The following is a 23159-nucleotide window of genomic DNA, read 5'->3' as shown; positions in this document are numbered from 1 at the left end:
CAGGACGAAAAGCGGTCGCGGTTGGGGCTTCTTGTCTTGTCGCTCGCTGCTGGCCGCTTGTCGCCTACTCCGGCGAACGGAAGCTCAGGCTGTAATTCACGGCCTTCGGGCCAGGGTCGAGGATGTCCAGGGCAATGTGGATTGGCGTCTGGCTGGGCATTTCGCCACGCCCTGCCAGTTCGCCCGACAGGTACTCGCTGGGCTTGAAGCGACGGCTGGCGATCAGTTGGCCATTGAGGTCGGCGAAACGCAGTTCCAGCAACGGGAATGGCTGGGCGAACGGCGCGCGGTTGTAGATGATTGCGTCGACAATCAGCGCGCCCTTGAAGTCCGGGTGGCTGCGTACCACCAGATTGCTGCTCTTGATGCGTGCAATATCGACGCGGGTTGGCACCTGGCAACCGACCATCGGGCAGATCTGCTGGAAAATCGGCCGATACTGGTCCTGGCGGGCCATTTCGTCGAAGTGGAACCACACGTACTGGAACGCGAGCAGGCCGGCAGCCAGCAGGGTCAGAAAGCCCCACAGCAGGCGCTTGCCCCAGTTGGGTGCGGGTTTTTCCCAGCCTAGCTGCAAGGGGTCGTCGACCACATCGACCAGCGGCTCCTTGCGCGAGGGGCGCTCGGGTTTGCCGGCAAGGCCTGGTTCCAGGCGCTCTCCGGGCAGCGGCTCGACGGGCTCGTCGTCATGCGCCGACAGGCGCAGCGCCAGTGGCTCGTCGTCGCGGGCGCTCAGGCCCGTTTCCGGGGTTTCGTCATCGCTGATACGCAGCGGTTCGCTGAATGCGGGCTGGTCATCGCGTTCGGCCGCACGGTGCACGGGCGGCTCGCCATCGATGTCCAGGTCAAGGTTGCTGCCCAGGGTAGGCTCGGTGCGTTCGCCGGGTGCAGGCTCCAGGTCGAGCTCCAAAGGTTCCGGTTCCAGCAGCACCGGGGTAGGCTCTGCCGGTTCCTGCGGCACGTAGGGCTCATCGGTAGCCGTGCCGAAAAGGTCTTCTGCGTGCTCGTCCGGGTGAAGTTCATCGCGCCGTGCCTGCAGCTTGTCATCCTGGCTGGGCGGGTGGGTCGGGGCCGGTTGGCCGCGACGCTCCAGGCGCTCCAGTTCCTTGTCGAGGTCGAGCTCGTCCAGCGCCTGGGCAGTCAGCGCCCAGTCCTGGTCAGGGGGGGTACCGCGTACGCTGGTGGCAGGCTCTTGCGCCGGTTCGGCCAGCGGCTCGGCAGGCACTGTAGGTACCGGTGCCGGCACCACGGGGGCGCTGGTGGTGGCGGCGCGGTTTTGCTCCAGCAGCTGCTTGGCGGCATTGAATACCTGCAGGCAGTGACCGCAGCGCACCACGCCACGGGCCACGCCCAACTGGTGGTGGGTGACGCGAAAGCTGGTCTGGCAATGCGGGCACTGGGTGACGAAACTGTCGGTCATGCGGCGATCCGGGAGCTGTGCAGAAAAGTATTCTAGGCCCGCTTAGCGACGCCGACCACTGATGCGCACCCAGCCGTCGCGCACGACGATCGGGTCCAGTTCAAAGTCGGCGGCATAAGCGGCGGCCACGTCTTCACCTTGCTCGGCGAGGATGCCCGAAAGCGCCAGCAGGCCACCTGGGCGAACCAGGCCGGACAACTGTGGCGCCAGCGACACCAGCGGGCCGGCGAGGATGTTGGCAACCAGCACGTCGGCCTGCATCGCCGGCATGTGCTCGGGCAGGTACAGCGCCAGTTTCTCGTCGGCAATGCCGTTGCGTTGGGCGTTGTCGCGCGAAGCCTCGATGGCTTGCACGTCGATGTCGGTGCCTACCGCTTCGCGGGCGCCCAGCAGCAGCGCAGCGATGGCCAGGATGCCCGAACCGCAGCCAAAGTCCAGCACCTGGGTGCCTTCAAGCTGCTGGCCGTCGAGCCATTCCAGGCACAGGGCCGTGGTGGGGTGAGTGCCGGTGCCAAAGGCCAGGCCCGGGTCGAGCAGCAGGTTCACGGCGTCCTTTTCCGGGGCATCGTGCCAGCTGGGCACGATCCACAGGCGGCGGCCGAAGCGCATCGGCTGGAAGTTGTCCATCCAGCTGCGTTCCCAGTCCTGGTCCTCGATCACCTCGGCCTGGTGCTCGGGCAGCTCGGCGCCGGTCAGCAGGCGCAGGTGGGCGAACACCTGTTCAGGGTCGGCATCGGCCTCGAACAGCGCCAGCAGGTGAGTGTGCGACCACAGCGGGGTGGTGTTGAGGTCTGGTTCGAAGATCGGTTGATCTTCGGCATCCATGAACGTGACCGAGACGGCGCCTACTTCAAGCAGCGCATCTTCATAGGTTTCGGCTTGTTCCGGGCTGATGGCCAGGCGTACTTGCAGCCAGGGCATGGCGGGCACCTTTGATAAATCGACAGGGGCAGCCCTAGGCTGCGCGAAGGCTGGCAGTTTACGCGAGTGCGGGGGATTTGTGGATCGGGGGCTGCACAGCAGCCCCCCGGGCATGTATCAGACAAAACAGAGCGACAGCGACTCGGCTATATAAGCAGGTTTCTCTTCACCCTCAATCTCCAGTGTGGCAATCGCCTTGAGTAGCCACTGCCCCGGCTTTTTCTCCACCACCTCGCCCAGCTTTACCTTCAGCCGAACCCGGCTGTCGACCTTGACCGGCTGAATGAAGCGCACGCTGTCCAGCCCGTAGTTCACCACCATCTTCAGCCCTTGCGGCAGGACGAGGATGTCCTCGATCAGCTTGGGGATCAGCGACAAGGTCAGGAAACCATGGGCGATCGTGCCGCCAAACGGGGTTTTTGCCGCCTTCTCGGGGTCGACATGGATGAACTGGAAATCGCCGGTCGCCTCGGCGAACAGGTTGATGCGCTGCTGGTCGATCTTCAACCACTCCGAGTGGCCCAGCTCCTTGCCAACGTACTGCGAAAGCTCTGTAACCGGTACATGGGGCATCGCGGACTCTCCGGGTTGTCTGTTGGTACGAAAGTACAAGATCAGCACGGCGAACCGTTTCAGTCAAGTTGCCCGCTTTTCGGCGAATATCGGTCTACAGCCGAGCGTGCTTATAATGGCGGCCATGCCCGAGGGAGATGCTTATGCTGTTGCGTGGTTTGACCTGGCTGGTACTGTTCCAGCTGCTGGGGACGGCGATCAATCACCTGTTCGTGCCGTTTTTACCCGGGCCGATCATCGGCCTGTTGTTGCTGCTGCTCTTCCTCATGGCCCGCGGTGAGGTCGGCAAGCCGCTGAACGAGGCCGCCAGCAGCTTGCTGCGCTATCTCCCGCTACTGCTGGTGCCGCCGGCAGTCGGGGTGATGGTATATGCCAAGGACATTGCCGCCGACTTCTGGGCGATTGCCGGGGCCTTGCTGATCTCCTGTCTGGTGACCCTGGTGTTCGTCGGTGTGCTGATGCAAAAGCTCATCCAGCGCCAGGGCAAGCGTGAGGAGCAGCCATGATGCTCGACTGGCAGGGCGCACTCGATGCGGTCATTCATCACCCATTGTTCGGTATCGGCATCACGCTGGGGGCCTATCAGGTAGTGCTGGCAGCCTACGAGAAAACCCGCTGGATCTTCCTGCAACCTGTATTGGTATCGATGCTGCTGGTGATCGGTGTGTTGCTGCTGTGCGGCATCGATTACAGCGAGTACCGCAAAAGCACCGAAATCATGAACATCCTGCTGGGGCCCGCTACGGTGGCCCTGGCTGTGCCGCTCTATCTCAACCTGCGGCGTATCCGCCAGCTGTTCTGGCCTACATTTACTACGCTGGTAGTCGGAGGCCTGTTCGCCACGCTCTGCTGCCTGGTGCTGGGTTGGTGGTTCGGTGCCGAGCACATGATCCTGATGACCATGGCGCCGAAGTCCGTCACCTCGCCGATCGCCATGCTGGTGGCTGAGCAGATTGGTGGCGTGGCAGCCCTGGCGGCAGTGTTCGTGTTGATTACCGGGGTGATCGGGGCGATCTTCGGCCCGGCGTTGCTGAGCCGCTTCGGCGTGCACAGCCCTGAGGCGCGCGGCATGTCGCTGGGCGTGACCGCACACGCAGTGGGCACTTCGGTGGCCCTGCAGGAAAGTGACGAATGCGGCGCCTTTGCCGCGCTGGCGATGAGCCTGATGGGAGTGGCTACAGCGGTGTTCCTGCCGCTGGCAGTCAGCCTGGTGGCTTGAGGAATTGTGATGACGCTACCGCTGTTTCCGCTCAATACCGTGCTGTTTCCTGGCTGCTTTCTCGATTTGCAGATTTTCGAGGCGCGCTACCTGGACATGATCGGGCGCTGCATGAAGCAGGGCGAAGGGTTTGGTGTGGTGTGCATCCTTGAGGGCGAGCAAGTCGGCAAGGCGCCGCCGGTGGTCGCCTCGATCGGCTGTGAAGCGGTGATCCGCGACTTCGTGCAGCAGGATAACGGCTTGCTGGGTATCCGCGTCGAGGGCGTGCGGCGCTTCAATCTGGAAAGCTCCGAGGTGCAGAAGGACCAGTTGCTGGTGGGCCAGGTGCAATGGCTGCCGGAGCAGGCCGACAGCCCGTTGCTGGAAGCCGATGACGACCTATTGGCGCTGCTGGTAGCTCTGGGTGAGCACCCCATGGTCGAAGCGCTGGGCATGCCGCGACCGGTGGACGGGCGTCAGGCGCTGGCCAATCAGCTGGCGTACCTGTTGCCGTTCATGGAAGAGGACAAGCTGGACCTGCTGACCCTCGATTCGCCACAGCAGCGGCTGGGCGAGATCCAGAAGCTGCTGGAGCGGATTCAGGGTGAGTTGTTCGCCTGATGGTTCTGTATTGCCTGTGCCGGCCCCTTCACGGGTAAACCCGCTCCTACGACAAGCGCGATCCCCTGCGTAGGAGCGGGTTCACCCGCGAATAGGCCGGCACAGGCAACATCAATATTGATACCTGACCAACGCCTGCGGCAACGCATGCATGGCGAAGAACGCCAGCAGCGCCACGCATGCCGGCAACACCAGCCACCACACCCGCAGCGGCAGGGCTGGCAGGGTCTGCTGGCGTTGCACCAATGTCAGGCTGAGTGCGCACACGCAACAGGCCAGCAGGGCCCCGGCCAGGATATCGGTTGGCCAGTGCGCCCCCAGGTACACCCGCGACAGGGCAATCGCCAGCGCCGGAATGCACCCCAGCATCACCCAGGTCAGGCGCATGCGTGGTGGCTGCCCACGCCCCGCCAGTACGGCCATGACCAGGAAGAACGCGAACGATGCCGAGCTGTGCCCGCTGGGCATGCTGTAGCTGGTCAGTGGGTCGGTCAGTACTTCCGGCCTGGCCCGGGCAAATAGCCATTTCAGTGTGCCGTTGGCGATCGCCGTGCCCATCAACGCGCCCGCCGCGAAAAATGCGTGTCGCCACTGACGGGCAAGCAGCAGCAGGCCGGTCAGCAGGGCACCGAGGAACAACTGGGTGCGGAAATCGCCTAGCCGTGTCACCAGCACCACGGTGCTGTCGATGGCCTGGCTGCGATGCTCCTGGACCAGTGTCATCACGCCTTGGTCGAACTCATGGAAGTAGGGCCAGCCGAGGAATACACCGGCCAGGGCGATGAAGCTGAGCGCGGCAACCAGCCGGGTGCCGTGGCGCTGGTCACGCAGGCTGGTATTCAGGCTCAGGCCGATCAGCACCGCGAGGGCGCCGGCTATGATCCCGGCGTCCAGCCAGAAGCCTTCCGGCAGGGGCAGGCGCATGGCGGCGCCGGTGGCCCAGCCGGGCAGCAGGTAGGCGACCGACCAGCCGGCGCCCGCCAGCAGGCTGACGGCGATGAAGCGCGGCAGGGGCATGTCGAACATGCCGGCGACCATTGGCAGCATCGGCCGCAGCGGGCCGATGAAGCGGCCTACCAGCAGGCTGGCGATGCCATAACGCTGGAAGTAGCTTTCGGCGCTGCCGATCCATTCCGGATGGTGGCGTAGCAACGGCAGCCGGCGAATGTTCTGGTGGAAGTACTTGCCCACTGCGTAAGACATGGCGTCGCCCAGCAGGCCGCCGAGAAAGCCGAGGAGCAGCGTTTCGCCCAGGCTGAACGTGCCGTTACCGGCCAGTACCGCAACGGCGAACAGCAGTACGGTGCCCGGCACGATAATGCCGGCGATGGCCAGGCATTCGATGCAGGCCACCAGGAAAATCGCCAGGCCAAGCCACTGCGGGTTGGCGCTGAGCCAGCCGGTCAGGCTGTCGAGCCATTGGCCCATGTTCAGCTTCCTTGTTCGAGAATGAAGAAATCACGGCCTTCGACTTGGCCGCGACGTAACGGGTTCCGTGTGCAGAAACGGGCGTACTCGGCATCGACGAAGCGGTACGGCAGGTGCTCGTCGCGCCCGTGCGAGATGCCCAGGCGAGCGGCCTGGATCACCCGGGGCACGGCGTTGCCGCAGTCCTCGACGTACAGGCGTTCGGCGTCGAAACGCTGGGCGTCCCAATGCGGCACTTTCAGGCCCAGGGCCCGGCATAGCAGGGTCTGGCCGGCGCACAGGCGCTCTTGCGGGCGGATATTGCCGCTTGCATCGGGGTTGTTCAATTGCATCTGCGCCAGGCTGTCGGGCCCCGAGAGGGTGTCCTGCCAAGGATAGGCAGACTTGATCAGCACTGCGTTGCCCGGCCCGTGGGCGCTGAAGTTCAGCGAATCGCCGCCGCGGGCGTAGTACATGTAGATGTGCCCCCCATCCAGGAATAGCGCCTTGCGTTTTTCGGTGTAGCCGAGCGAAGCGTGGCTACCTTTATCGGCAAGGTAGTAGGCCTCGGTCTCGATGATCCGCGCGGCCAGCCACAGGTCGCCGTGGCGGTGACGGATGACCTTGCCCAGCAGTGCCTTGGCCAGGGTCTGGGCGTCGCGGTCGAAAAAGCTGTCGGGCAGGGCTGGCATGCGGGCAGTTCGTGGCTGGAGAGGCGGGGATGATAGCAATGAATGGCTTAATCGAGGCTGAATTGGATGGTGATGTGGGCAGTGCCGGCCCTTTCGCGGGTAAACCCGCTCCTACACAAATCCCAGTGGGAGCGGGCGCGCCCGCTAAAGGGCCGCGACAGGAGATGGAAATCTCGATAACCCCGGTTACATCTTTCCTACACATTGCCCCATCCATTTTCTACCATCCGCCACCCGCCGCTGGGCGTACACCTGCGCGGCAGTTATAATCAGCCGATTTCCCCTTCGCCAAGACACCGAACCCATGACTGAGTCCGTTCTTGACTATATGACCCGCTTGGGTCGCGCTGCCCGTGAGGCTTCCCGGGTGATCGGCCGTGCCAGCACGGCGCAGAAGAACCGCGCCCTGCAAGCCGCCGCCGACGCGCTGGACGCTGCCCGTGCCGAACTCACCGCTGCCAACGAGCTGGACCTGGCCGCCGGCCGCGCCAGTGGCCTGGAGCCCGCACTGCTCGATCGTCTGGCGCTGACCCCGGCGCGTATCGACGGCATGATCACCGGCTTGCGCCAGGTGGCCAGCCTGCCGGACCCGGTCGGTGCCATCCGCGACATGAGCTACCGTCCATCGGGCATTCAGGTAGGCAAGATGCGTACCCCGCTGGGGGTGATCGGGATCATCTATGAATCGCGTCCGAACGTGACCATTGATGCCGCCAGCCTGTGCCTCAAGTCGGGCAATGCAACCATCCTGCGTGGCGGTTCCGAAGCCATCCACTCCAACCGCGCCATTGCCACCTGCATTCAGCGTGGCCTGGCCGAAGCCGGCCTGCCGGCGGCGGTGGTGCAGGTGGTCGAAACCACCGACCGCGAAGCCGTGGGCGCGCTGATCAGCATGCCGGAATTCGTCGATGTCATCGTGCCGCGCGGAGGCCGTGGCCTGATCGAGCGCATCAGCCGCGATGCCCGCGTGCCGGTGATCAAGCACCTGGACGGCATCTGCCACATCTATGTCAGCCAGCATGCCGACCTGGACAAGGCCTGGAATGTGGCTTTCAACGCCAAGACCTACCGCTACGGCATCTGCGGTGCCATGGAAACGCTGCTGGTCGACCAACAAGTGGCTGAGCGCTTCCTGCCAGAAATGGCCCGCCGCTTCGTGGAGAAGGGCGTGGAGCTGCGCGGTTGCGAGCGTACCCAGGCTATCATCAGCGTCAAACCGGCCACCGAAGCCGACTGGCACACGGAATACCTCGATGCGATCCTGTCGATTCGCGTGGTAGACGGCCTGAACCAGGCCATCGAGCACATCAACCACTATGGCTCGCACCACACCGACTCGATCATCAGCGAACACCAGGGTGAAGCCCGTCAGTTCATGGCTGAGGTCGATTCGGCGTCGGTCATGCTCAATACCCCGACCTGCTTTGCCGATGGCTTCGAGTACGGCCTGGGTGCGGAAATCGGTATTTCCACCGACAAGCTGCATGCCCGCGGCCCTGTCGGTCTGGAAGGCCTGACCTGCGAGAAGTATGTGGTGATCGGCGATGGCCAGTTGCGCGGCCAGGGGTCCTGCTGAGTTGAGCAAGGCCCAGGCAGTCCGGCGTATCGGCATTCTAGGTGGTACCTTCGACCCCGTGCATATCGGCCACTTGCGCAGCGCGCTGGAAGTGGCCGAGTTCATGCGGCTGGATGAGCTACGCCTGTTGCCCAATGCCCGGCCGCCGCACCGCGACACGCCACAGGTGGCCGCGCAGGATCGCCTGGCCATGGTCCGTGAAGCGGTGCAGGGCGTCGCTTGCCTGAGCGTCGATGCCCGCGAGCTGGAACGTGACAAGCCGTCGTACACCATCGATACGCTGGAATCGATCCGCGCCGAACTATGCGGCCACGACCAGCTGTTCCTGGTGCTGGGTTGGGATGCCTTCTGTGGCCTGCCCGCCTGGCATCGCTGGGAAGAATTGCTGCAACACTGTCACATCCTGGTACTGCAACGTCCGGATGCCGACGTAGAACCCCCTGACGAGTTGCGCAACCTGTTGGCTGCGCGCTCGGAGAGCGATCCCACCGCCATGTCCGGCCCGGCGGGAAATATTTCGTTCGTCTGGCAGACGCCGCTTGCGGTGTCGGCTACACAGATCCGACAGCTGCTGGCCAGCGGCAAATCGGTGAGGTTCCTGGTGCCGGACGCCGTACTGGCCTATATCGAGGCGCACGAACTGTATCGTGCGCCCAACTGACGGTGCCTCTGGCGCCTCATCCAACGAGTTGAACGAGTTTTATATGACCAAGCAGAAAATTTACGGCGAAGAACTGGTCGCAGTGACCAAGGCAGCGCTGGAAGACGTCAAGGCCCAGGACATCCAGGTCATCGACGTGCGCGAGAAGCACAGCCTGACCGACTACATGATCATTGCCACCGGTACCTCCAACCGCCAGATCAACGCGATGGCCGAAAAGGTCCGTGAAGCAGTCAAGGCCAAGGGCGCCCAGCCACTGGGTGAAGAAGGCAAAGGCGACAGCGACTGGGTGCTGCTGGACCTGAACGACGTCATCGTGCACATGATGACCGCCGCTGCCCGCCAGTTCTACGACCTTGAGCGTCTGTGGCAGGGTGCCGAGCAAAGCCGTGCCGCCGATGGCAAGCACCACAGCCCGGACCATGCCCACGAGTACTCCGACAAGCTCAAAGACCGCGAATAAGGAAAGCGCTGTGCGTCTGCGCCTGATTGCGGTCGGCTCGCGCATGCCGAAGTGGGTCGAGGAAGGCTGGCATGAATATGCCAAGCGCCTGCCCGCCGAGCTGTCGCTGGAGCTGGTGGAAATTCCGCTGAACACCCGTGGCAAGAATGCCGACGTCGCCCGCCTGATCCGTCAGGAGGGCGAAGCCATGCTGAGCAAAGTGCAGCCTGGGGAACGCATTGTCACCCTCGAGGTCCATGGCAAGCCATGGAGTACCGAGCAGTTGGCCACCGAGCTGGACCGCTGGCGCCTGGATGCGCGCACGGTGAATTTGATGGTGGGCGGCCCGGAGGGCCTGGCGCCTGAGGTTTGCGCGCGCGCCGAGCAACGTTGGTCGCTGTCGCCGCTGACTTTGCCGCACCCGTTGGTAAGGATACTCATCGGCGAGCAGATCTACCGCGCCTGGACCGTGTTGTCCGGGCACCCTTACCACAAATGAGCCTGTAAGCAGTCCGATGTCGCAGCCGATCCGTCTCAAGGACCACGAGAAAGACGCCCGCCTGGTGCGCAAACGCGTCGTGGTCGGCGCAGTCGCGATCATGCTGCTTGTCTGCGTGTTGATCGCACGGCTGTACTACCTGCAGATCATCCAGTACGACTACCACTCCACGCTGTCGGAGAACAACCGGGTGCATGTGCAGCCGATCCCGCCGACCCGCGGGCTGATCTTCGACCGCAACGGGGTGATCGTTGCCGACAACCGCCCCAGCTTCAGCCTGTCGATGACCCGCGAACGTGCGGGTAACTGGCAGGAAGTGCTGGATACCATCGTCGAAGTGCTGGACCTCACCGCTGACGACCGTGCCCTGTTCGAGAAGCGCATGCGCCAGGGCCGCCGGCCATTCGAGCCGGTGCCGATCCTGTTCGAGCTCAACGAAGAGCAGATCGCCCGCGTGGCGGTAAACCAGTTCCGCCTGCCGGGTGTGGAAGTGGTGGCCCAGCTGGTGCGGCATTACCCGCAGGGTGCGCATTTCGCCCATTCGGTGGGTTATGTAGGGCGGATCAACGAGAAAGAGCTGAAAACGCTCGACCCGGTCAACTACAGCGGTACCCACCATATCGGCAAGACCGGCATCGAGCGCTTCTACGAGGCCGCCCTGCACGGTCAGGTGGGTTACGAGGAAGTCGAGACCAACGCTCGTGGCCGGGTGTTGCGGGTGCTCAAGCGCACCGATCCGAAGCCGGGCAAGGACATTGTGCTTAGCCTGGACATCAAGCTGCAGGAGGCCGCTGAAGCCGCCCTGGGAGGCCGGCGTGGTGCAGTGGTCGCGCTCGACCCGCGAACCGGCGAGGTACTGGCGATGGTGAGTCAGCCTAGCTTCGACCCCAACCTGTTCGTCACCGGCATCAGCTTCAAGGCCTATGCCGAATTGCGCGATTCGATCGATCGGCCGCTGTTCAATCGCGTGCTGCGTGGCTTGTACCCGCCGGGGTCGACCATCAAGCCGGCGGTGGCTATTGCCGGTCTGGACAGTGGCGTGGTGAATGCCAGCAGCAGGGTGTTCGACCCTGGCTACTACCAGTTGCCCAACTACGACCATAAATACCGTAACTGGAACCGTTCCGGGGATGGCTGGGTCGACTTGGACACCGCCATCATGCGCTCGAACGACACCTACTTCTATGACCTTGCGCACAAGATGGGCATCGATCGCTTGTCCAGCTACATGAACAAGTTCGGTATCGGCCAGCGGGTTTCCCTCGACATGTTCGAGGAGTCTGCCGGGTTGATGCCGTCGCGCGAATGGAAGCGTGCCACCCGTCGCCAGGCCTGGTTCCCTGGCGAAACCCTGATTCTCGGCATCGGCCAGGGCTATATGCAGGCTACGCCGCTGCAACTGGCTCAGGCCACTGCACTGATCGCCAACAAAGGTGTGTGGAACCGCCCGCACCTGGCCAAGACCATCGAAGGCCTGCCGCCGGTGGACGACAACCCCATGGAAGACATCGTGCTACGTGACAAGTCCGACTGGGCCAAGGTCACCCATGGCATGGAACAGGTGATGCACAACGCCCGCGGTACCGCGCGCAAGGCAGCTGCCGGAGCCCAGTACCGCATTGCCGGCAAGAGCGGTACCGCCCAGGTGGTGGCGATCAAGCAGGGCGAGAAGTACGATCGCAATAAACTCCAGGAGCGCCACCGCGACCATGCCCTGTTCGTCGCGTTTGCCCCAGCCGAAGCCCCGAAAATCGTGGTTTCGGTGATGGTCGAGAACGGTGAGTCCGGCTCGGGTGTCGCCGCTCCGGTGGTACGCCAGATCATGGACGCCTGGCTGCTCGACGAAAATGGCCGGCTCAAACCCGAGTTCGCGCCCGCCACCGTTACCCAGGAATCGGCCCTGTGATGAACAATTTCGATCGCATGCTCTCCAGCGAGGATGTGATGCGTCGGCGTGCGAGCTTTCTGCAACGCATTCATATCGACGGCCCCTTGCTGATCATTCTGCTGACCCTTGCAGCCGGCAGCCTGTTCGTACTGTATTCGGCCAGTGGCAAGAACTGGGACCTGCTGCTCAAGCAAGCCACCTCGTTTGGCATCGGCCTAGTGTCGATGTTCGTCATCGCCCAGCTGGAGCCGCGCTTCATGGCGCGTTGGGTGCCGTTGGCCTACCTGGCCGGGGTGCTGTTGCTGGTAGTGGTCGACGTGATGGGCCACAACGCCATGGGGGCCACACGCTGGATCAACATTCCGGGGGTGATCCGCTTCCAGCCCTCGGAATTCATGAAGATCATCATGCCGGCGACCATCGCCTGGTACCTGTCCAAGCGCACCTTGCCGCCCCATTTGAAGCACGTGGCGATCAGCCTGGTGCTGATCGGCGTGCCGTTCATGCTGATCGTACGTCAGCCCGACCTGGGGACCGCGCTGCTGATCCTGGCCTCCGGTGCCTTCGTGCTGTTCATGGGCGGCTTGCGCTGGCGCTGGATCCTCAGCGTGCTGGCGGCAGCCGTGCCAGTCGCGGTGGCAATGTGGTTCTTCGTCATGCACGACTACCAGAAGCAGCGGGTATTGACCTTTCTCGACCCTGAAAGCGACCCGTTGGGCACCGGTTGGAACATCATCCAGTCCAAGGCGGCGATCGGCTCGGGCGGGGTGTTTGGCAAAGGCTGGCTGCTTGGCACGCAGTCGCACCTGGACTTTTTGCCGGAAAGCCACACCGACTTCATCATCGCCGTGCTCGGCGAGGAATTCGGCCTGGTAGGCATCTGCCTGCTGCTGATTGTCTACCTGCTGCTGATCGGCCGTGGCCTGGTGATCACCGCCCAGGCGCAGACCCTGTTCGGCAAGCTGCTTGCGGGCAGCCTGACCATGACTTTTTTTGTATACGTGTTCGTCAATATCGGAATGGTAAGCGGCCTTCTGCCCGTGGTGGGCGTGCCGTTACCTTTCATCAGCTATGGCGGAACATCGTTGGTGACGCTGCTGTCAGCGTTTGGCGTTTTGATGTCGATCCATACGCACCGCAAATGGATCGCGCAGGTTTGAATAAGGTGAACAATTTCATGCAAGCAGTGCGTAACTGGGCTGCCCGTTGTGCGCCTTGGATCGGTGCGGTGGGCCTGTTCGGCGCTGTACAGCTGGCCCATGCCGGCGAATACGACGGCTCGCCCGAGGTAGCCGCATTCGTAGGCGAAATGAGCCGCGACTATGGTTTTGCGCCTGAGCAACTGATGGGTGTGTTTCGTGAGGTGCAGCGCAAGCAGTCGATTCTCGACGCCATCTCGCGCCCGGCCGAGCGGGTCAAACCGTGGAAGGACTACCGGCCGATGTTCATCACCGATGCGCGTATCGCTCGCGGTGTGGATTTCTGGCGTCAGCACGAGGCTGTATTGGCACGTGCCGAGCAGGAGTACGGCGTACCTGCGCAGTACATTGTCGCGATCATCGGCGTGGAAACCTTCTTTGGCCGCAATACCGGCAACTACCGGGTGATCGACGCCCTGTCGACGCTGGGCTTCGACTACCCGCCACGGGCCGAGTTCTTCCGCAAGGAGCTGCGAGAGTTCCTGCTGCTGGCCCGTGAGGAACAGCTCGATCCCTTGACGCTCAAGGGCTCGTACGCCGGCGCCATGGGGCTGCCGCAGTTCATGCCAAGCAGCTTCCGCAACTACGCGGTGGACTTCGACGGGGACGGCCATATCAATATCTGGAACAACCCTGACGATGCCATCGGCAGCGTGGCCAGCTACTTCAAGCGCCACGGGTGGGTGGCCGGCGAGGGTGTGGTCAGTCGCGCCTGGGTGGAAGGTGGGCGCGCCGACGAAGGCCTGACCACCGGCATCGAACCGGTGAAAACGGTAGGGGAGTTGCGTACGCTTGGCTGGTCGGTTCATGATTCGCTGCGCGATGATCTGCCGGTTACCGCCTTCCGTCTCGAGGGCGAGAGTGGCCCCGAGTACTGGATGGGCCTGAAGAACTTCTACGCGATCACTCGCTACAACCGCAGCGTGATGTATGCCATGGCGGTACATCAGCTTGCGGAACAGCTGGTTCAAGTACGGGGCGTCAAGTAATGCGCGCAATCATCTCTGGCAACGCTTTCAAGCTGCTCACCTGCCTCGCCGTCGGTGTGGCGCTGGTCAGCTGCTCTTCCAACCGCCCGGCCCCGAAAAGTAGTGGTAATGTCGTGCGTAGCCAGCCGGGCCTGGACATCAACCGGGCGCACAAGGACGGCGCACCGTGGTGGGACGTGGATGTGAACAAGATCCCCGATGCCACCCCGACCGTGCACACCGGTAACTACAAGGCCAACCCGTACACCGTGCTGGGCAAGACCTACTACCCGATGCAGGACTCGCGCAACTACCGCGCCGAGGGTACGGCATCGTGGTACGGCACCAAGTTCCACGGGCAGAACACTGCCAACGGCGAGCTGTACGACCTGTATGGCATGAGCGCAGCGCACAAGACCCTGCCGCTGCCAGCCTATGTGCGGGTGACCAACCTGGCGAACGGCCGCAGCGTGATCCTTCGGGTGAACGACCGTGGCCCGTTCTATTCCGACCGAATCATCGACTTGTCCTATGCTGCCGCGAAAAAGCTCGGCTATGCCGAGATCGGCACCGCGCATGTGCGCGTCGAGGGTATCGACCCGCAGCAGTGGTGGGCTCAGCGCGGCCAAACACCGCCGATGGTGCTGAAGGAGCCGCAAGTGGCGCAGACCCAGGCAATACCGGCCAGTACCGGGCGGGTCGAGCAGTGGACCCCGCCGCCACAGCAGCACGCAGCGCCCGTGGTACCCGTGCAGGTGGGTGGCAACAACGTGCCCGGCGGTAGCGGTGGCAGTTTCTTGCAGGTAGGCGCGTTCGCCAACCCGGACGCTGCCGAGTTGCTGCGCGCCAAGCTCAGCACCATGGTCAATGCACCCGTGTTCATCAGCTCGATCGTGCGTAACCAGCAGACCCTGCACCGCGTGCGCCTGGGGCCGATCGGCAGCCAGGGCGAGATCCAGCAAGCACAAGACAGCATTCGCCTGGCGAACTTGGGGCAGGCAAAGCTGGTCACAGCAGACTGACTGTGGGAGCGGGCGCGCCTGCGAAGACGGCAACACCAAACTATCGGTTTTGTCATGAATTGCCGGTCGCGGCCATGTACAATGACCGCTTTTGCCCGCAGCGACATAAAGCCGCACGTTCGCGGGCCAGGCCATAGGCCATAAAACTAGACTGACTGGCGCTGGGCACATGATCTTGCCCAGGGAACATCTCAGACCATTAGCGATTTTCGAGAGACGGATGAACATCACCAACCTTGCCAAACGACTTTGCCTGCCTGTACTGCTGCTGATCACGCCTGCCGCCTTCGCGGCGGAGCAGATGACGCCGGCGCCACCGCAACTGGCAGCCAAGTCCTACGTACTCATGGACGCGTCCAGCGGCAACGTGCTGGTCGAGAACAACGGTGACGAGCGCCTGCCGCCAGCCAGCCTGACCAAGCTGATGACCGCCTATATCGCCACCCTGGACATCCGTCGCGGCCAGATCGGTGAAAGCGACCCGGTTACCGTCAGTGAAAACGCCTGGCGTACCGGCGGTTCGCGCATGTTCATCAAGGTTGGCAGCCAGGTAACGGTCAGCGACCTGCTGCACGGCATCATCATCCAGTCCGGTAACGACGCCTCGGTCGCCCTGGCCGAGCACATCGCCGGCAGCGAAGACGCCTTTGCCGACATGATGAACAAGACGGCTGCCGACCTGGGCATGACCAACAGCCACTTCATGAACCCGACCGGTCTGCCGCACCCCGAGCATTACTCGTCGGCGCACGACATGGCGACCCTGGCTCGCGCGATCATCAACGTCGACCCGGCCCACTACGCCATCTACTCGCAGAAAGAGTTCTTCTGGAACAACATCAAGCAGCCTAACCGCAACCTGCTGCTGTGGCGTGACAAGACCGTCGATGGCCTGAAAACCGGTCACACCGACGAAGCCGGCTACTGCATGGTGGCTTCGGCCGTTCGTGACGGGCAGCGCCTGATCGCCGTGGTGTTCGGTACCAACAGCGAGCAATCGCGTGCTGCCGAAACCCAGAAGCTGCTGACCTACGGTTTCCGCTTCTTCGAAACCCAGACCTTCTACCAGAAAGGCACCGAGCTGACCCAGGCGCCGGTTTGGAAGGGCGCTACCAGCCAGGTCAAGGCTGGCCTGGCTGACGACCTGACCATGACTATGCCTAAAGGCCAATTGAAGCGCCTGCAGGCTTCGATGACCATGAACCCGCAGCTCACCGCACCGATCGCCAAAGGTGACGTGATCGGCAAAGTGGAAGTCAAACTGGACGAAAAAGTGATTCACAGTGCCGACCTGATCGCCCTTGATGGCGTCGAGGAAGGTGGTTTCTTCCGCCGTATGTGGGATAGCATCCGTCTATTCTTCTACGGGTTGTTCAACTGATACGTGACCTGCATGCCCCCGCGCCTACCGCGGGGGTGTTGTTGTTGCCACGGCTTACGAGGCCGTTTCCGCCATGAGCGAACCAGACGTCAAGTCGCACAAGATCGAATTCCCTTGCGACGATTACCCGATCAAGGTCATCGGTGACACCGTTGTCGGTTTCAAGGACATGGTCATCGAGATTCTCAGCAAGCACGCCAAAGTCGACCTTTCCACCCTGGCCGAACGCCAGAGCAAGGAAGGCAAGTACACCACCGTGCAATTGCACATCGTTGCCGAAAGCGAGAACCAGTTGCACGATATCAACAGCGCCCTGCGCGCTACCGGCATCGTGAAAATGGTGCTTTGATGTCCGCCTGCCTCGGTTTTCGCGAGCTTGGCCTGCAGCCCTATGAACCGGTGCTGGAGGCCATGCGTCGTTTTACCGAGCAGCGCAGCCCGGACAGCCAGGATGAAATCTGGCTGGTCGAGCACCCTGCGGTCTTCACCCAGGGGCAGGCCGGCAAGGCCGAGCACCTGCTGGTGCCGGGCGACATCCCGGTGGTGCAGACCGACCGCGGCGGCCAGGTCACCTACCATGGCCCCGGGCAGCTGGTGGCCTACCTGCTGCTGGATGTGCGCCGGCTGGGCTTTGGCGTGCGTGAGCTGGTCAGCCGTATCGAGCTGGCCCTCATCGACCTGCTCGCCAGCTATGCTGTTCAGGCGTCTGCCAAGCCCGATGCCCCGGGTGTCTATGTCGACGGAGCGAAAATCGCCTCCCTCGGCCTGCGAATTCGCAACGGCCGTTCGTTTCACGGCCTTGCCCTGAACGTGGACATGGACCTTGCGCCATTCCGCCGAATCAACCCCTGCGGCTATGCGGGGCTGGCGATGACCCAGCTGCGCGACCTGGCAGGTCCGATCGAACTCGACGAGGTCAGGACAAGGCTGCGCGGACAGCTGGTCAAGCACCTCGACTACGCTGAGCAGACGACCCTCACGGGCGGAATCGACTGAATATGACAACTGTGCAAGAAGCCGTGCCGAACCTGATACCTACCCAGGATGCCACCCCGCGCCCAGCGCCGAAGAAGGTGGAAGCTGGGGTCAAGCTGCGTGGTGCCGACAAAGTCGCGCGCATCCCGGTGAAGATCATCCCTACCGATGAGCTACCCAAGAAGCCCGACTGGATTCGCGTGCGTATCCCGGTGTCGCCCGAGGTAGACCGCATCAAACAACTGCTGCGCAAGCACAAACTGCACAGCGTGTGCGAAGAGGCCTCCTGCCCGAACCTGGGCGAGTGCTTCTCGGGTGGTACCGCCACCTTCATGATCATGGGTGACATCTGCACCCGTCGTTGCCCGTTCTGCGACGTTGGTCACGGCCGACCGAAGCCGCTGGATCTGGACGAGCCGAAAAACCTGGCTGTTGCCATTGCCGACCTGCGCCTGAAGTATGTGGTGATCACCTCGGTGGACCGCGACGACCTGCGTGACGGTGGTGCCCAGCACTTTGCTGACTGCATCCGGGAAATCCGCGCGCTGTCGCCGGGCGTGCAGTTGGAGACCTTGGTGCCTGACTACCGTGGCCGTATGGACGTTGCCCTGGAAATCACCGCGCAAGAGCCGCCGGATGTGTTCAACCACAACCTCGAGACCGTACCGCGCCTGTACAAGGCCGCGCGCCCGGGTTCGGACTATGACTGGTCGCTGGACTTGCTGCAGAAGTTCAAGCAGTTGGTGCCGCACGTACCGACCAAGTCGGGCCTGATGCTCGGCCTGGGCGAAACCGACGAGGAAGTGATCGAAGTGATGCACCGCATGCGCGAGCATGACATCGACATGCTCACCCTTGGCCAGTACCTGCAGCCGTCGCGCAGCCACTTGCCGGTGCAGCGTTTCGTTCACCCGGACACCTTTGCCTGGTTCGCCGAGGAAGGTTACAAGATGGGCTTCAAGAACGTTGCTTCTGGCCCGCTGGTGCGTTCTTCGTACCACGCTGACCAGCAGGCCCACGAAGCCAAGATCAAGCTCTGAGCTATGCTCTAGCCTAGAGCGGAGCCACAGATGCCGATGCGCGCCCAAGGGCGGCATCGGCATTTTTGTTTGTGTCCCATGCGCTGCAAGGAGCCGCGATGTACTGCGCCAAAACCTTCCAACCCACCCTGCCAGCCGCGCTGCCGGCCAACGCATGTTTTGCCATTGTCGCCCCGGCGGGCGCGGCGCGGCTTGATGCGCACAAGGTTAGCCAGTGGTTCGTTGACCGCGGCTACCGTTGCCATATCTACCCGGGTGCCCTGCAGGCGCAGGGCTACCTGGCGGGGCCGGACCAGCAGCGCCTGCAGGACTTGCATGCAGCGTTTGCCGATCCGGCCATGGACGCCATCCTGTGCATGCGTGGGGGCTACGGCAGCATGCGCCTGCTTGACCAGCTCGACTTTGAACTGATCCGGCGCAACCCCAAGCCGCTGATCGGCTACAGCGACATCACCGCGCTGCATACGGCGATCTACCGGCATGCCGGGCTGGTGACCTTCCATGGGGGGATGCTCAATGCCGACCTGTTGGGGGCCAAGTTGCCACCGACCGAGTCGTCGTTGCTGGCGCAACTGGGTGGGCATGTGAGGGCAGGCGAGCAGGTCGCGCACCCGGCGGGCTTCGCATTGGACTGCGTGCTGCCGGGGGTGGCCAGCGGACCGTTGCTGGGGGGCAACCTGTCGATGCTGGGGGCGACCATGGGGACCCTTGCCGAGCTGGATACCCAGGGCTGCATCCTGTTCATCGAGGACGTCAACGAGCCGTTGTACAGGGTGGATCGGCTGCTGACCCAGTTACGCCTGGCAGGCAAGCTGGAGGGGGTCAAGGGCGTGCTGGTGGGCGACTTTGCCGGGATTACCACCGCAGCGCTGAAGCCATTGCTGGAGGATACGTTTGCACCGCTGGGTGTGCCGGTGCTGGCGGGCTGGCGCAGCGGGCATTGTGACCCGAATGTATGCTTGCCCCTGGGGGCTCGGGTGAGGCTGGACAGTGTTCAGCAAACACTGGTGCTGGAGCAGGACCTGTTCAGGGCGTGAAACTACCGGGGCCGCGCAGCGGCCCCGAAATTCCTACTGCTGCCGCAGGCTCTCAAGCAGCTTATGGGTCGGGTAGCCATCCGCCGGCCAGCCCAGCCCTTGCTGGGCATTGCGGATCGCCTTGCGGGTATTGGCCCCGATAATGCCATCTGCATTACCCGCATCATGCCCGCGGCTGTTCAGCAAGTTCTGCAACTCCATGCGCTCGGTGCGGCTGAGCGGCAGATCCTCTTTCGGCCAGCTGCCGGCAATGAAGCCCCAGCCGCTGAAGCGATCCCCGAGCAGGCTCACCGCCAAGGCATAGGACGACGAGTTGTTGTACTTGAGGATGGCGCGGAAGTTGTCCAGCACCAGGAACGCCGGGCCGCGTGCACCGGCCGGCAGCAGCAGGGCGGCAGACAGCTGGTTGCTACCTGCCGGCAGCTGGGTGCCCGCTGGCAGTTTCACGCCCATCGCGAGCCATTCACTCACTGGTTTGCGCAGTGCGCCATCGGCCTGCCAGAAGTCGAAACCAGCCGGCACCTGTACCTCGAAGCCCCACGGTTGGCCGCGTTTCCAGCCCGAACTCTGCAGGTAGTGCGCTGTTGAGGCCAAGGCATCTGGTGTGCTGTTCCAGATGTCGCGGCGGCCATCGCCGTCGAAGTCCACGGCATGGGTGTTGTAGGTGGTCGGGATGAACTGGGTCTGGCCCATGGCGCCGGCCCACGAGCCACGCATGGCTTCAGGCTGGATGTCACCATGCTGGATGATCTGCAGCGCGGCAATCAGCTGATCCTGGGCGAACTGTGGGCGGCGGCCCTCATAGGCCAAAGTGGCCAGCGAGCGGATCACCGACTTGCTGCCTTGGAACTGGCCGAAGTTGCTTTCCATGCCCCACACCGCGACCAGCACCTGGCGGTCCACGCCATAGCGTTGCTCAAGGCGAGTCAGCAGCTCGGCGTTCTGCTCCAGCAGCTTCTTGCCGTTGCGCACACGCAGGGGCGACAGGGCGCCTTCGAGGTATTCCCACACCGGGCGGGTGAACTCCGGCTGGCTGCGGTCTGCCTTGATCACGTCCAGGTCGGGGGTGACACCGAGGAAGGCGCGGTCGAAGGTGCTCGGCGAAATGCCGGCTTGCAGGGCCTGCTCGCGGAAGCCTGCTTGCCATTGGGCGAAGGTTTGCAGGGGCTGGATGTCAGTGCTGACGTCGGGCGTTGCGCCGGGCACGGTCACCACGGGATTGGGTTGGGCAGGGGCCAGCGGCAGCGCGTCGGCGGCGGTGGGCTTTTCCGCACAGGCCACGAGCAGGATGAAGCTGGAGGCCGCGATCAGCTGGCGGGTTTCCCAGCGGGGGATAAGACGGAAGAGCATGCACAGATCCAGAGTTGCAGGTCAGGTGACGACCATACCATGCCTGCGCTTGCGATGCTTTCATGCAGCCAAAAAGTAGGAAGCCTCCCAATCTCTCGATTGGAAGGCTTCGCGGCGGTAGCTGCCTTTGCCCTTGTTCGGTTGTTCCTGGCGGCAGCGGAACAGTGGCTGGGCAACGATGGACTTGGCCTTGTTGGGGCCGTGCTTTTTCGGCTTTTTGCTCATGGCGGGCTTCCCGGGTTGGGTGGGTTTCGCGGCGCACTGTAGGCCCCCCGAGGGGTGGGGGCCAATTGATTGTGTATATGGTCGAGGCTCTGGTGCCTTGTGTAGGAGCGGGTTCACCCGCGAATACGGTGGCGGCAGCAACGGTGAACGGCGGGTGGAAATTGGCCAGCAGGGCCGGCCCTTTCGCGGGTAAACCCGCTCCTACACGACGGCCTGTGCCAAACCCCGATGTGTGTCCACCACCAATCTGCGTAGGAGCGGGTTTACCCGCGAATACGGTGGCGGCGGCAACGGTGAACGGCGCGTGGAGATTGGCCAGCAGGGCCGGCCTCTTCGCGGGTAAACCCGCTCCTACCAGTGGCCGCAGTTACTCGGGAGGCAGGGCCAGGCGTTGGCCAGCCATCAACAGCGACAGCCGCGCCAGGCCAATCCAGGGCGAACCTTCAGCCTGCCCTTTGATCTGCGCATCGATTCGCTGGGCATCCTGCAGCAATTGCGCCCAGCGTTGCGCCGAGAGGCGCTGCAGGGCTTTGCTGACCAGCGGGCGGCGTTTGTCCCAGATGGGCGGGCGGGCCTGGCTGAACGCTTTGTCCAATGGCACGCCTTGGCTGAACTGCTGGGCTAGCCCCGCCAGTTGGCGCAGCTCACGGGCCAAGGCCCAGAGGATGACTGGCGGCTCCACACCTTCACCGCGCAAGCCTTCAAGCATGCGCAGGGCATGCGCAGCCTCGCCGTTGAGAATGGCATCGACCAGGCCGAAGACATCGAAGCGGGCACTGTCGGCGACGGCAGCCTGCACGGTTTCCACGGTGATCTGGCTGCCTTCGGCCAGCAGCTTGAGTTTTTCGATTTCCTGCGCGGCTGCCAGCAGGTTGCCTTCCACGCGCGCGGCAATCAGGTCGACGGCATCACGCTGGGCTGACAGGCCGGCCTGTTGAAGGCGCTGGTTGATCCACTGCGGGAGCTGGTGCACATCCACCGGCCAGATCTGGATGAACTGGCAATGAGCGCCTTCGATCAATGCCTTGCCCCACTTGGTCTTCTGCGCACTGCTGTCGAGCTTGGGCAGGCTGATCAGCAGCAGCGTGTCTTCGGCGGGGTTGGCGCAGTATTCCATCAGCGCAGCGGCACCCTTGTCACCGGGCTTGCCCGAGGGCAGGCGCAGTTCCAGCAGGCGGCGCTGGGCGAACAGCGACAGGCTTGCACCGGCCTGGAGCAGGGTGCCCCAGTCGAAGTTGGCGTCGGCACTGAATACCTGGCGTTCATCGAAACCTTGCTGACGCGCGGCATTGCGGATGGCGTCGGCAGCTTCCTGGCACAGCAGCGGGTCGTCGCCACTGACCACGTAGACCGGTGCCAGGGCGCCTTGCAGGTGCTTGTTGAGTTGGGCGGGGGCGAGTTTCATGGGGAACAGACGGGGCGCCCGAGGGCGCCCCTCGCGGGCTTAGTTGCCCGGTACTTCCAGTGGCGATTGCTGAGGCGTCTCGGCTTGCTGGCGGCGGGCAGCCTCCAGCGCGGCAGCTTCGGCCTGGGCGCGTTCGTCGGCTTTACGCTGCAGCTCATCCAGTTGGGACGGGGACAGCATCTGCAAACGTACGACCATGGCGTTGACCAGGTCGCGGCGCATTTCTTCGCGGGCGCGTTTGGCTTCCTGCTCGGAGCCGGTGATGTTCGAGCCGTCACGCACGTAGACCTTGCGCACCTCCAGCTTGTCGCTCATCAGCTCCAGGTTGTTCAGGCCCAGGATGCTGTAGTCCAGCTTGGTGGTCAGCTCGTACTCGGCGGTACGGTTGCCGCTGTTGTAGGTCGCCGAGCGCTCGCGCTCCTGTTCGTTGGTCAGCACCAGGCGATACGGTGCGCCGGCGTGCACGTTGACGCCGCTACGTTCCAGCACTTCACGCAGCTGGAGCACGGTCGGGCCATAGGCATTGCGCGCGCTGACGTCCATTTCCTTCACGCTCAGCTCGGTGGCGCCGGTACCGCGCAGCTGGAAACCGCAGGCGCTGAGCATGACCGCCAGGCCGATTACCAGCAAATTGCGTTTGATCATGTTGTTGCTCCCTT

25 protein-coding genes are annotated in these 23159 nt (G+C 63.3%); 16 read left to right on the top strand and 9 right to left on the bottom strand.

Annotation, left to right across the window (positions count from 1 at the left end; all coding sequences use genetic code 11):
- Positions 1-64: 64 nt before the first annotated feature.
- The 3 genes from N5D53_RS15775 to N5D53_RS15765 all read right to left on the bottom strand — a co-directional run bounded on the left by N5D53_RS15775 (position 65) and on the right by N5D53_RS15765 (position 2914).
- Positions 65-1420: a DUF3426 domain-containing protein gene (locus N5D53_RS15775; RefSeq protein ID WP_279840536.1), complete on the bottom strand. Its 1356-nt coding sequence runs from the start codon at positions 1418-1420 to the stop codon at positions 65-67.
- A gap of 42 nt (positions 1421-1462) precedes the next feature.
- On the bottom strand, positions 1463-2341 hold the full coding sequence (gene prmA / locus N5D53_RS15770; protein ID WP_003249700.1) for a 50S ribosomal protein L11 methyltransferase: 879 nt from the start codon (positions 2339-2341) through the stop codon (positions 1463-1465).
- 117 nt (positions 2342-2458) lie between these two features.
- On the bottom strand, positions 2459-2914 hold the full coding sequence (locus N5D53_RS15765) for a MaoC family dehydratase (protein WP_010955428.1): 456 nt from the start codon (positions 2912-2914) through the stop codon (positions 2459-2461).
- A gap of 143 nt (positions 2915-3057) precedes the next feature.
- Between N5D53_RS15765 and N5D53_RS15760 the strand changes: the two genes are divergently transcribed.
- Genes N5D53_RS15760 through N5D53_RS15750 form a run of 3 tightly spaced genes read left to right on the top strand, consistent with a single transcriptional unit; the run spans position 3058 to position 4733 of the window.
- Positions 3058-3420 carry a CidA/LrgA family protein gene (locus tag N5D53_RS15760; protein WP_049586734.1) on the top strand — a complete coding sequence of 121 codons (363 nt, stop codon included), beginning with the start codon at positions 3058-3060 and terminating at the stop codon, positions 3418-3420.
- Complete coding sequence (locus N5D53_RS15755) at positions 3417-4133, top strand: LrgB family protein (RefSeq protein WP_004576852.1); 717 nt, start codon at positions 3417-3419, stop codon at positions 4131-4133. Before N5D53_RS15760 ends, N5D53_RS15755 begins: the two co-directional genes overlap by 4 nt.
- Positions 4134-4142: 9 nt before the next feature.
- The gene (locus N5D53_RS15750) at positions 4143-4733 is read left to right on the top strand and encodes an LON peptidase substrate-binding domain-containing protein (protein ID WP_003249708.1); all 591 of its coding nucleotides are present in this window, start codon (positions 4143-4145) and stop codon (positions 4731-4733) included.
- A 111-nt stretch (positions 4734-4844) separates the two neighbouring features.
- Here N5D53_RS15750 and N5D53_RS15745 read toward each other — a convergent pair whose 3' ends face one another.
- Both N5D53_RS15745 and N5D53_RS15740 read right to left on the bottom strand, forming a co-directional pair.
- Complete coding sequence (locus N5D53_RS15745) at positions 4845-6161, bottom strand: bifunctional DedA family/phosphatase PAP2 family protein (RefSeq protein WP_104962618.1); 1317 nt, start codon at positions 6159-6161, stop codon at positions 4845-4847.
- 2 nt (positions 6162-6163) lie between these two features.
- A complete protein-coding gene (locus tag N5D53_RS15740; protein ID WP_279840533.1) occupies positions 6164-6832 on the bottom strand; it encodes a DNA-3-methyladenine glycosylase in 669 nt (222 codons plus the stop codon).
- Positions 6833-7136: 304 nt separating this feature from the next.
- Here N5D53_RS15740 and N5D53_RS15735 point away from each other — a divergent pair, with 304 nt between their 5' ends.
- The 13 genes from N5D53_RS15735 (at position 7137) to N5D53_RS15675 (ending at position 19520) form a co-directional block, all read left to right on the top strand.
- Positions 7137-8408 (top strand): glutamate-5-semialdehyde dehydrogenase, encoded by a 1272-nt coding sequence (locus N5D53_RS15735; protein WP_279840532.1) that lies wholly within the window; start codon positions 7137-7139, stop codon positions 8406-8408.
- Entirely contained in the window at positions 8377-9069 is a 693-nt protein-coding gene (nadD, locus tag N5D53_RS15730) for a nicotinate-nucleotide adenylyltransferase (protein ID WP_279840531.1), read from the top strand. Before N5D53_RS15735 ends, nadD begins: the two co-directional genes overlap by 32 nt.
- A 43-nt stretch (positions 9070-9112) precedes the next feature.
- Positions 9113-9532 (top strand): ribosome silencing factor, encoded by a 420-nt coding sequence (rsfS, locus tag N5D53_RS15725; protein WP_009685825.1) that lies wholly within the window; start codon positions 9113-9115, stop codon positions 9530-9532.
- Between the two features lie 10 nt (positions 9533-9542).
- Entirely contained in the window at positions 9543-10010 is a 468-nt protein-coding gene (gene rlmH / locus N5D53_RS15720) for a 23S rRNA (pseudouridine(1915)-N(3))-methyltransferase RlmH (protein ID WP_003249722.1), read from the top strand.
- A gap of 16 nt (positions 10011-10026) precedes the next feature.
- Positions 10027-11916 carry a penicillin-binding protein 2 gene (gene mrdA / locus N5D53_RS15715; protein WP_010955422.1) on the top strand — a complete coding sequence of 630 codons (1890 nt, stop codon included), beginning with the start codon at positions 10027-10029 and terminating at the stop codon, positions 11914-11916.
- A 38-nt stretch (positions 11917-11954) separates the two neighbouring features.
- Positions 11955-13058: a rod shape-determining protein RodA gene (gene rodA / locus N5D53_RS15710; protein ID WP_003249727.1), complete on the top strand. Its 1104-nt coding sequence runs from the start codon at positions 11955-11957 to the stop codon at positions 13056-13058.
- Positions 13059-13075: 17 nt separating this feature from the next.
- On the top strand, positions 13076-14086 hold the full coding sequence (gene mltB / locus N5D53_RS15705) for a lytic murein transglycosylase B (RefSeq protein WP_190869914.1): 1011 nt from the start codon (positions 13076-13078) through the stop codon (positions 14084-14086).
- A complete protein-coding gene (locus tag N5D53_RS15700) occupies positions 14086-15087 on the top strand; it encodes a septal ring lytic transglycosylase RlpA family protein (RefSeq protein WP_064491146.1) in 1002 nt (333 codons plus the stop codon). The genes mltB and N5D53_RS15700 overlap by 1 nt, the downstream gene beginning before the upstream one ends.
- Positions 15088-15307: 220 nt before the next feature.
- Positions 15308-16468: a D-alanyl-D-alanine carboxypeptidase family protein gene (locus N5D53_RS15695; RefSeq protein WP_010955418.1), complete on the top strand. Its 1161-nt coding sequence runs from the start codon at positions 15308-15310 to the stop codon at positions 16466-16468.
- A 73-nt stretch (positions 16469-16541) separates the two neighbouring features.
- Positions 16542-16817 (top strand): DUF493 domain-containing protein, encoded by a 276-nt coding sequence (locus N5D53_RS15690; protein WP_104962617.1) that lies wholly within the window; start codon positions 16542-16544, stop codon positions 16815-16817.
- Positions 16817-17464, top strand: coding sequence for a lipoyl(octanoyl) transferase LipB (gene lipB / locus N5D53_RS15685; protein WP_003249738.1), 648 nt, complete (start codon positions 16817-16819; stop codon positions 17462-17464). The genes N5D53_RS15690 and lipB overlap by 1 nt, the downstream gene beginning before the upstream one ends.
- A 2-nt stretch (positions 17465-17466) precedes the next feature.
- Complete coding sequence (gene lipA, locus N5D53_RS15680; protein WP_003249742.1) at positions 17467-18483, top strand: lipoyl synthase; 1017 nt, start codon at positions 17467-17469, stop codon at positions 18481-18483.
- A gap of 98 nt (positions 18484-18581) precedes the next feature.
- Complete coding sequence (locus tag N5D53_RS15675; RefSeq protein WP_279840530.1) at positions 18582-19520, top strand: LD-carboxypeptidase; 939 nt, start codon at positions 18582-18584, stop codon at positions 19518-19520.
- Positions 19521-19553: 33 nt separating this feature from the next.
- On the opposite strand, the gene N5D53_RS15670 is transcribed toward N5D53_RS15675, so the two are convergent.
- The 4 genes from N5D53_RS15670 to lptE all read right to left on the bottom strand — a co-directional run bounded on the left by N5D53_RS15670 (position 19554) and on the right by lptE (position 23145).
- Entirely contained in the window at positions 19554-20870 is a 1317-nt protein-coding gene (locus N5D53_RS15670) for a lytic murein transglycosylase (RefSeq protein WP_010955414.1), read from the bottom strand.
- A gap of 60 nt (positions 20871-20930) precedes the next feature.
- Positions 20931-21095: an alternative ribosome rescue factor ArfA gene (arfA, locus tag N5D53_RS15665; RefSeq protein WP_003249747.1), complete on the bottom strand. Its 165-nt coding sequence runs from the start codon at positions 21093-21095 to the stop codon at positions 20931-20933.
- A gap of 367 nt (positions 21096-21462) precedes the next feature.
- Positions 21463-22500 carry a DNA polymerase III subunit delta gene (holA, locus tag N5D53_RS15660; protein ID WP_003249749.1) on the bottom strand — a complete coding sequence of 346 codons (1038 nt, stop codon included), beginning with the start codon at positions 22498-22500 and terminating at the stop codon, positions 21463-21465.
- A 39-nt stretch (positions 22501-22539) separates the two neighbouring features.
- Positions 22540-23145, bottom strand: coding sequence for an LPS assembly lipoprotein LptE (gene lptE, locus N5D53_RS15655; protein WP_020193850.1), 606 nt, complete (start codon positions 23143-23145; stop codon positions 22540-22542).
- Between the last annotated feature and the right edge of the window lie 14 nt (positions 23146-23159).

It is taken from the genome of Pseudomonas sp. GD03862 (assembly GCF_029840855.1).
In the GTDB taxonomy this organism is placed as follows: Bacteria; Pseudomonadota; Gammaproteobacteria; order Pseudomonadales; family Pseudomonadaceae; genus Aquipseudomonas; species Aquipseudomonas alloputida.
This window is presented reverse-complemented; position numbering and strand designations above follow the sequence as displayed.

What these genes read in the sequence shown, in the direction of transcription:
- N5D53_RS15775 (WP_279840536.1), bottom strand. Translation starts at nt 1,420, where the DNA reads ATGACCGACAGTTTCGTCACCCAGTGCCCGCATTGCCAGACCAGCTTT.
- prmA (WP_003249700.1), bottom strand. Translation starts at nt 2,341, where the DNA reads ATGCCCTGGCTGCAAGTACGCCTGGCCATCAGCCCGGAACAAGCCGAA.
- N5D53_RS15765 (WP_010955428.1), bottom strand. Translation starts at nt 2,914, where the DNA reads ATGCCCCATGTACCGGTTACAGAGCTTTCGCAGTACGTTGGCAAGGAG.
- N5D53_RS15760 (WP_049586734.1), top strand. Translation starts at nt 3,058, where the DNA reads ATGCTGTTGCGTGGTTTGACCTGGCTGGTACTGTTCCAGCTGCTGGGG.
- N5D53_RS15755 (WP_004576852.1), top strand. Translation starts at nt 3,417, where the DNA reads ATGATGCTCGACTGGCAGGGCGCACTCGATGCGGTCATTCATCACCCA.
- N5D53_RS15750 (WP_003249708.1), top strand. Translation starts at nt 4,143, where the DNA reads ATGACGCTACCGCTGTTTCCGCTCAATACCGTGCTGTTTCCTGGCTGC.
- N5D53_RS15745 (WP_104962618.1), bottom strand. Translation starts at nt 6,161, where the DNA reads ATGGGCCAATGGCTCGACAGCCTGACCGGCTGGCTCAGCGCCAACCCG.
- N5D53_RS15740 (WP_279840533.1), bottom strand. Translation starts at nt 6,832, where the DNA reads ATGCCAGCCCTGCCCGACAGCTTTTTCGACCGCGACGCCCAGACCCTG.
- N5D53_RS15735 (WP_279840532.1), top strand. Translation starts at nt 7,137, where the DNA reads ATGACTGAGTCCGTTCTTGACTATATGACCCGCTTGGGTCGCGCTGCC.
- nadD (WP_279840531.1), top strand. Translation starts at nt 8,377, where the DNA reads ATGGCCAGTTGCGCGGCCAGGGGTCCTGCTGAGTTGAGCAAGGCCCAG.
- rsfS (WP_009685825.1), top strand. Translation starts at nt 9,113, where the DNA reads ATGACCAAGCAGAAAATTTACGGCGAAGAACTGGTCGCAGTGACCAAG.
- mrdA (WP_010955422.1), top strand. Translation starts at nt 10,027, where the DNA reads ATGTCGCAGCCGATCCGTCTCAAGGACCACGAGAAAGACGCCCGCCTG.
- rodA (WP_003249727.1), top strand. Translation starts at nt 11,955, where the DNA reads ATGCGTCGGCGTGCGAGCTTTCTGCAACGCATTCATATCGACGGCCCC.
- mltB (WP_190869914.1), top strand. Translation starts at nt 13,076, where the DNA reads ATGCAAGCAGTGCGTAACTGGGCTGCCCGTTGTGCGCCTTGGATCGGT.
- N5D53_RS15700 (WP_064491146.1), top strand. Translation starts at nt 14,086, where the DNA reads ATGCGCGCAATCATCTCTGGCAACGCTTTCAAGCTGCTCACCTGCCTC.
- N5D53_RS15695 (WP_010955418.1), top strand. Translation starts at nt 15,308, where the DNA reads ATGAACATCACCAACCTTGCCAAACGACTTTGCCTGCCTGTACTGCTG.
- N5D53_RS15690 (WP_104962617.1), top strand. Translation starts at nt 16,542, where the DNA reads ATGAGCGAACCAGACGTCAAGTCGCACAAGATCGAATTCCCTTGCGAC.
- lipB (WP_003249738.1), top strand. Translation starts at nt 16,817, where the DNA reads ATGTCCGCCTGCCTCGGTTTTCGCGAGCTTGGCCTGCAGCCCTATGAA.
- lipA (WP_003249742.1), top strand. Translation starts at nt 17,467, where the DNA reads ATGACAACTGTGCAAGAAGCCGTGCCGAACCTGATACCTACCCAGGAT.
- N5D53_RS15675 (WP_279840530.1), top strand. Translation starts at nt 18,582, where the DNA reads ATGTACTGCGCCAAAACCTTCCAACCCACCCTGCCAGCCGCGCTGCCG.
- N5D53_RS15670 (WP_010955414.1), bottom strand. Translation starts at nt 20,870, where the DNA reads ATGCTCTTCCGTCTTATCCCCCGCTGGGAAACCCGCCAGCTGATCGCG.
- arfA (WP_003249747.1), bottom strand. Translation starts at nt 21,095, where the DNA reads ATGAGCAAAAAGCCGAAAAAGCACGGCCCCAACAAGGCCAAGTCCATC.
- holA (WP_003249749.1), bottom strand. Translation starts at nt 22,500, where the DNA reads ATGAAACTCGCCCCCGCCCAACTCAACAAGCACCTGCAAGGCGCCCTG.
- lptE (WP_020193850.1), bottom strand. Translation starts at nt 23,145, where the DNA reads ATGATCAAACGCAATTTGCTGGTAATCGGCCTGGCGGTCATGCTCAGC.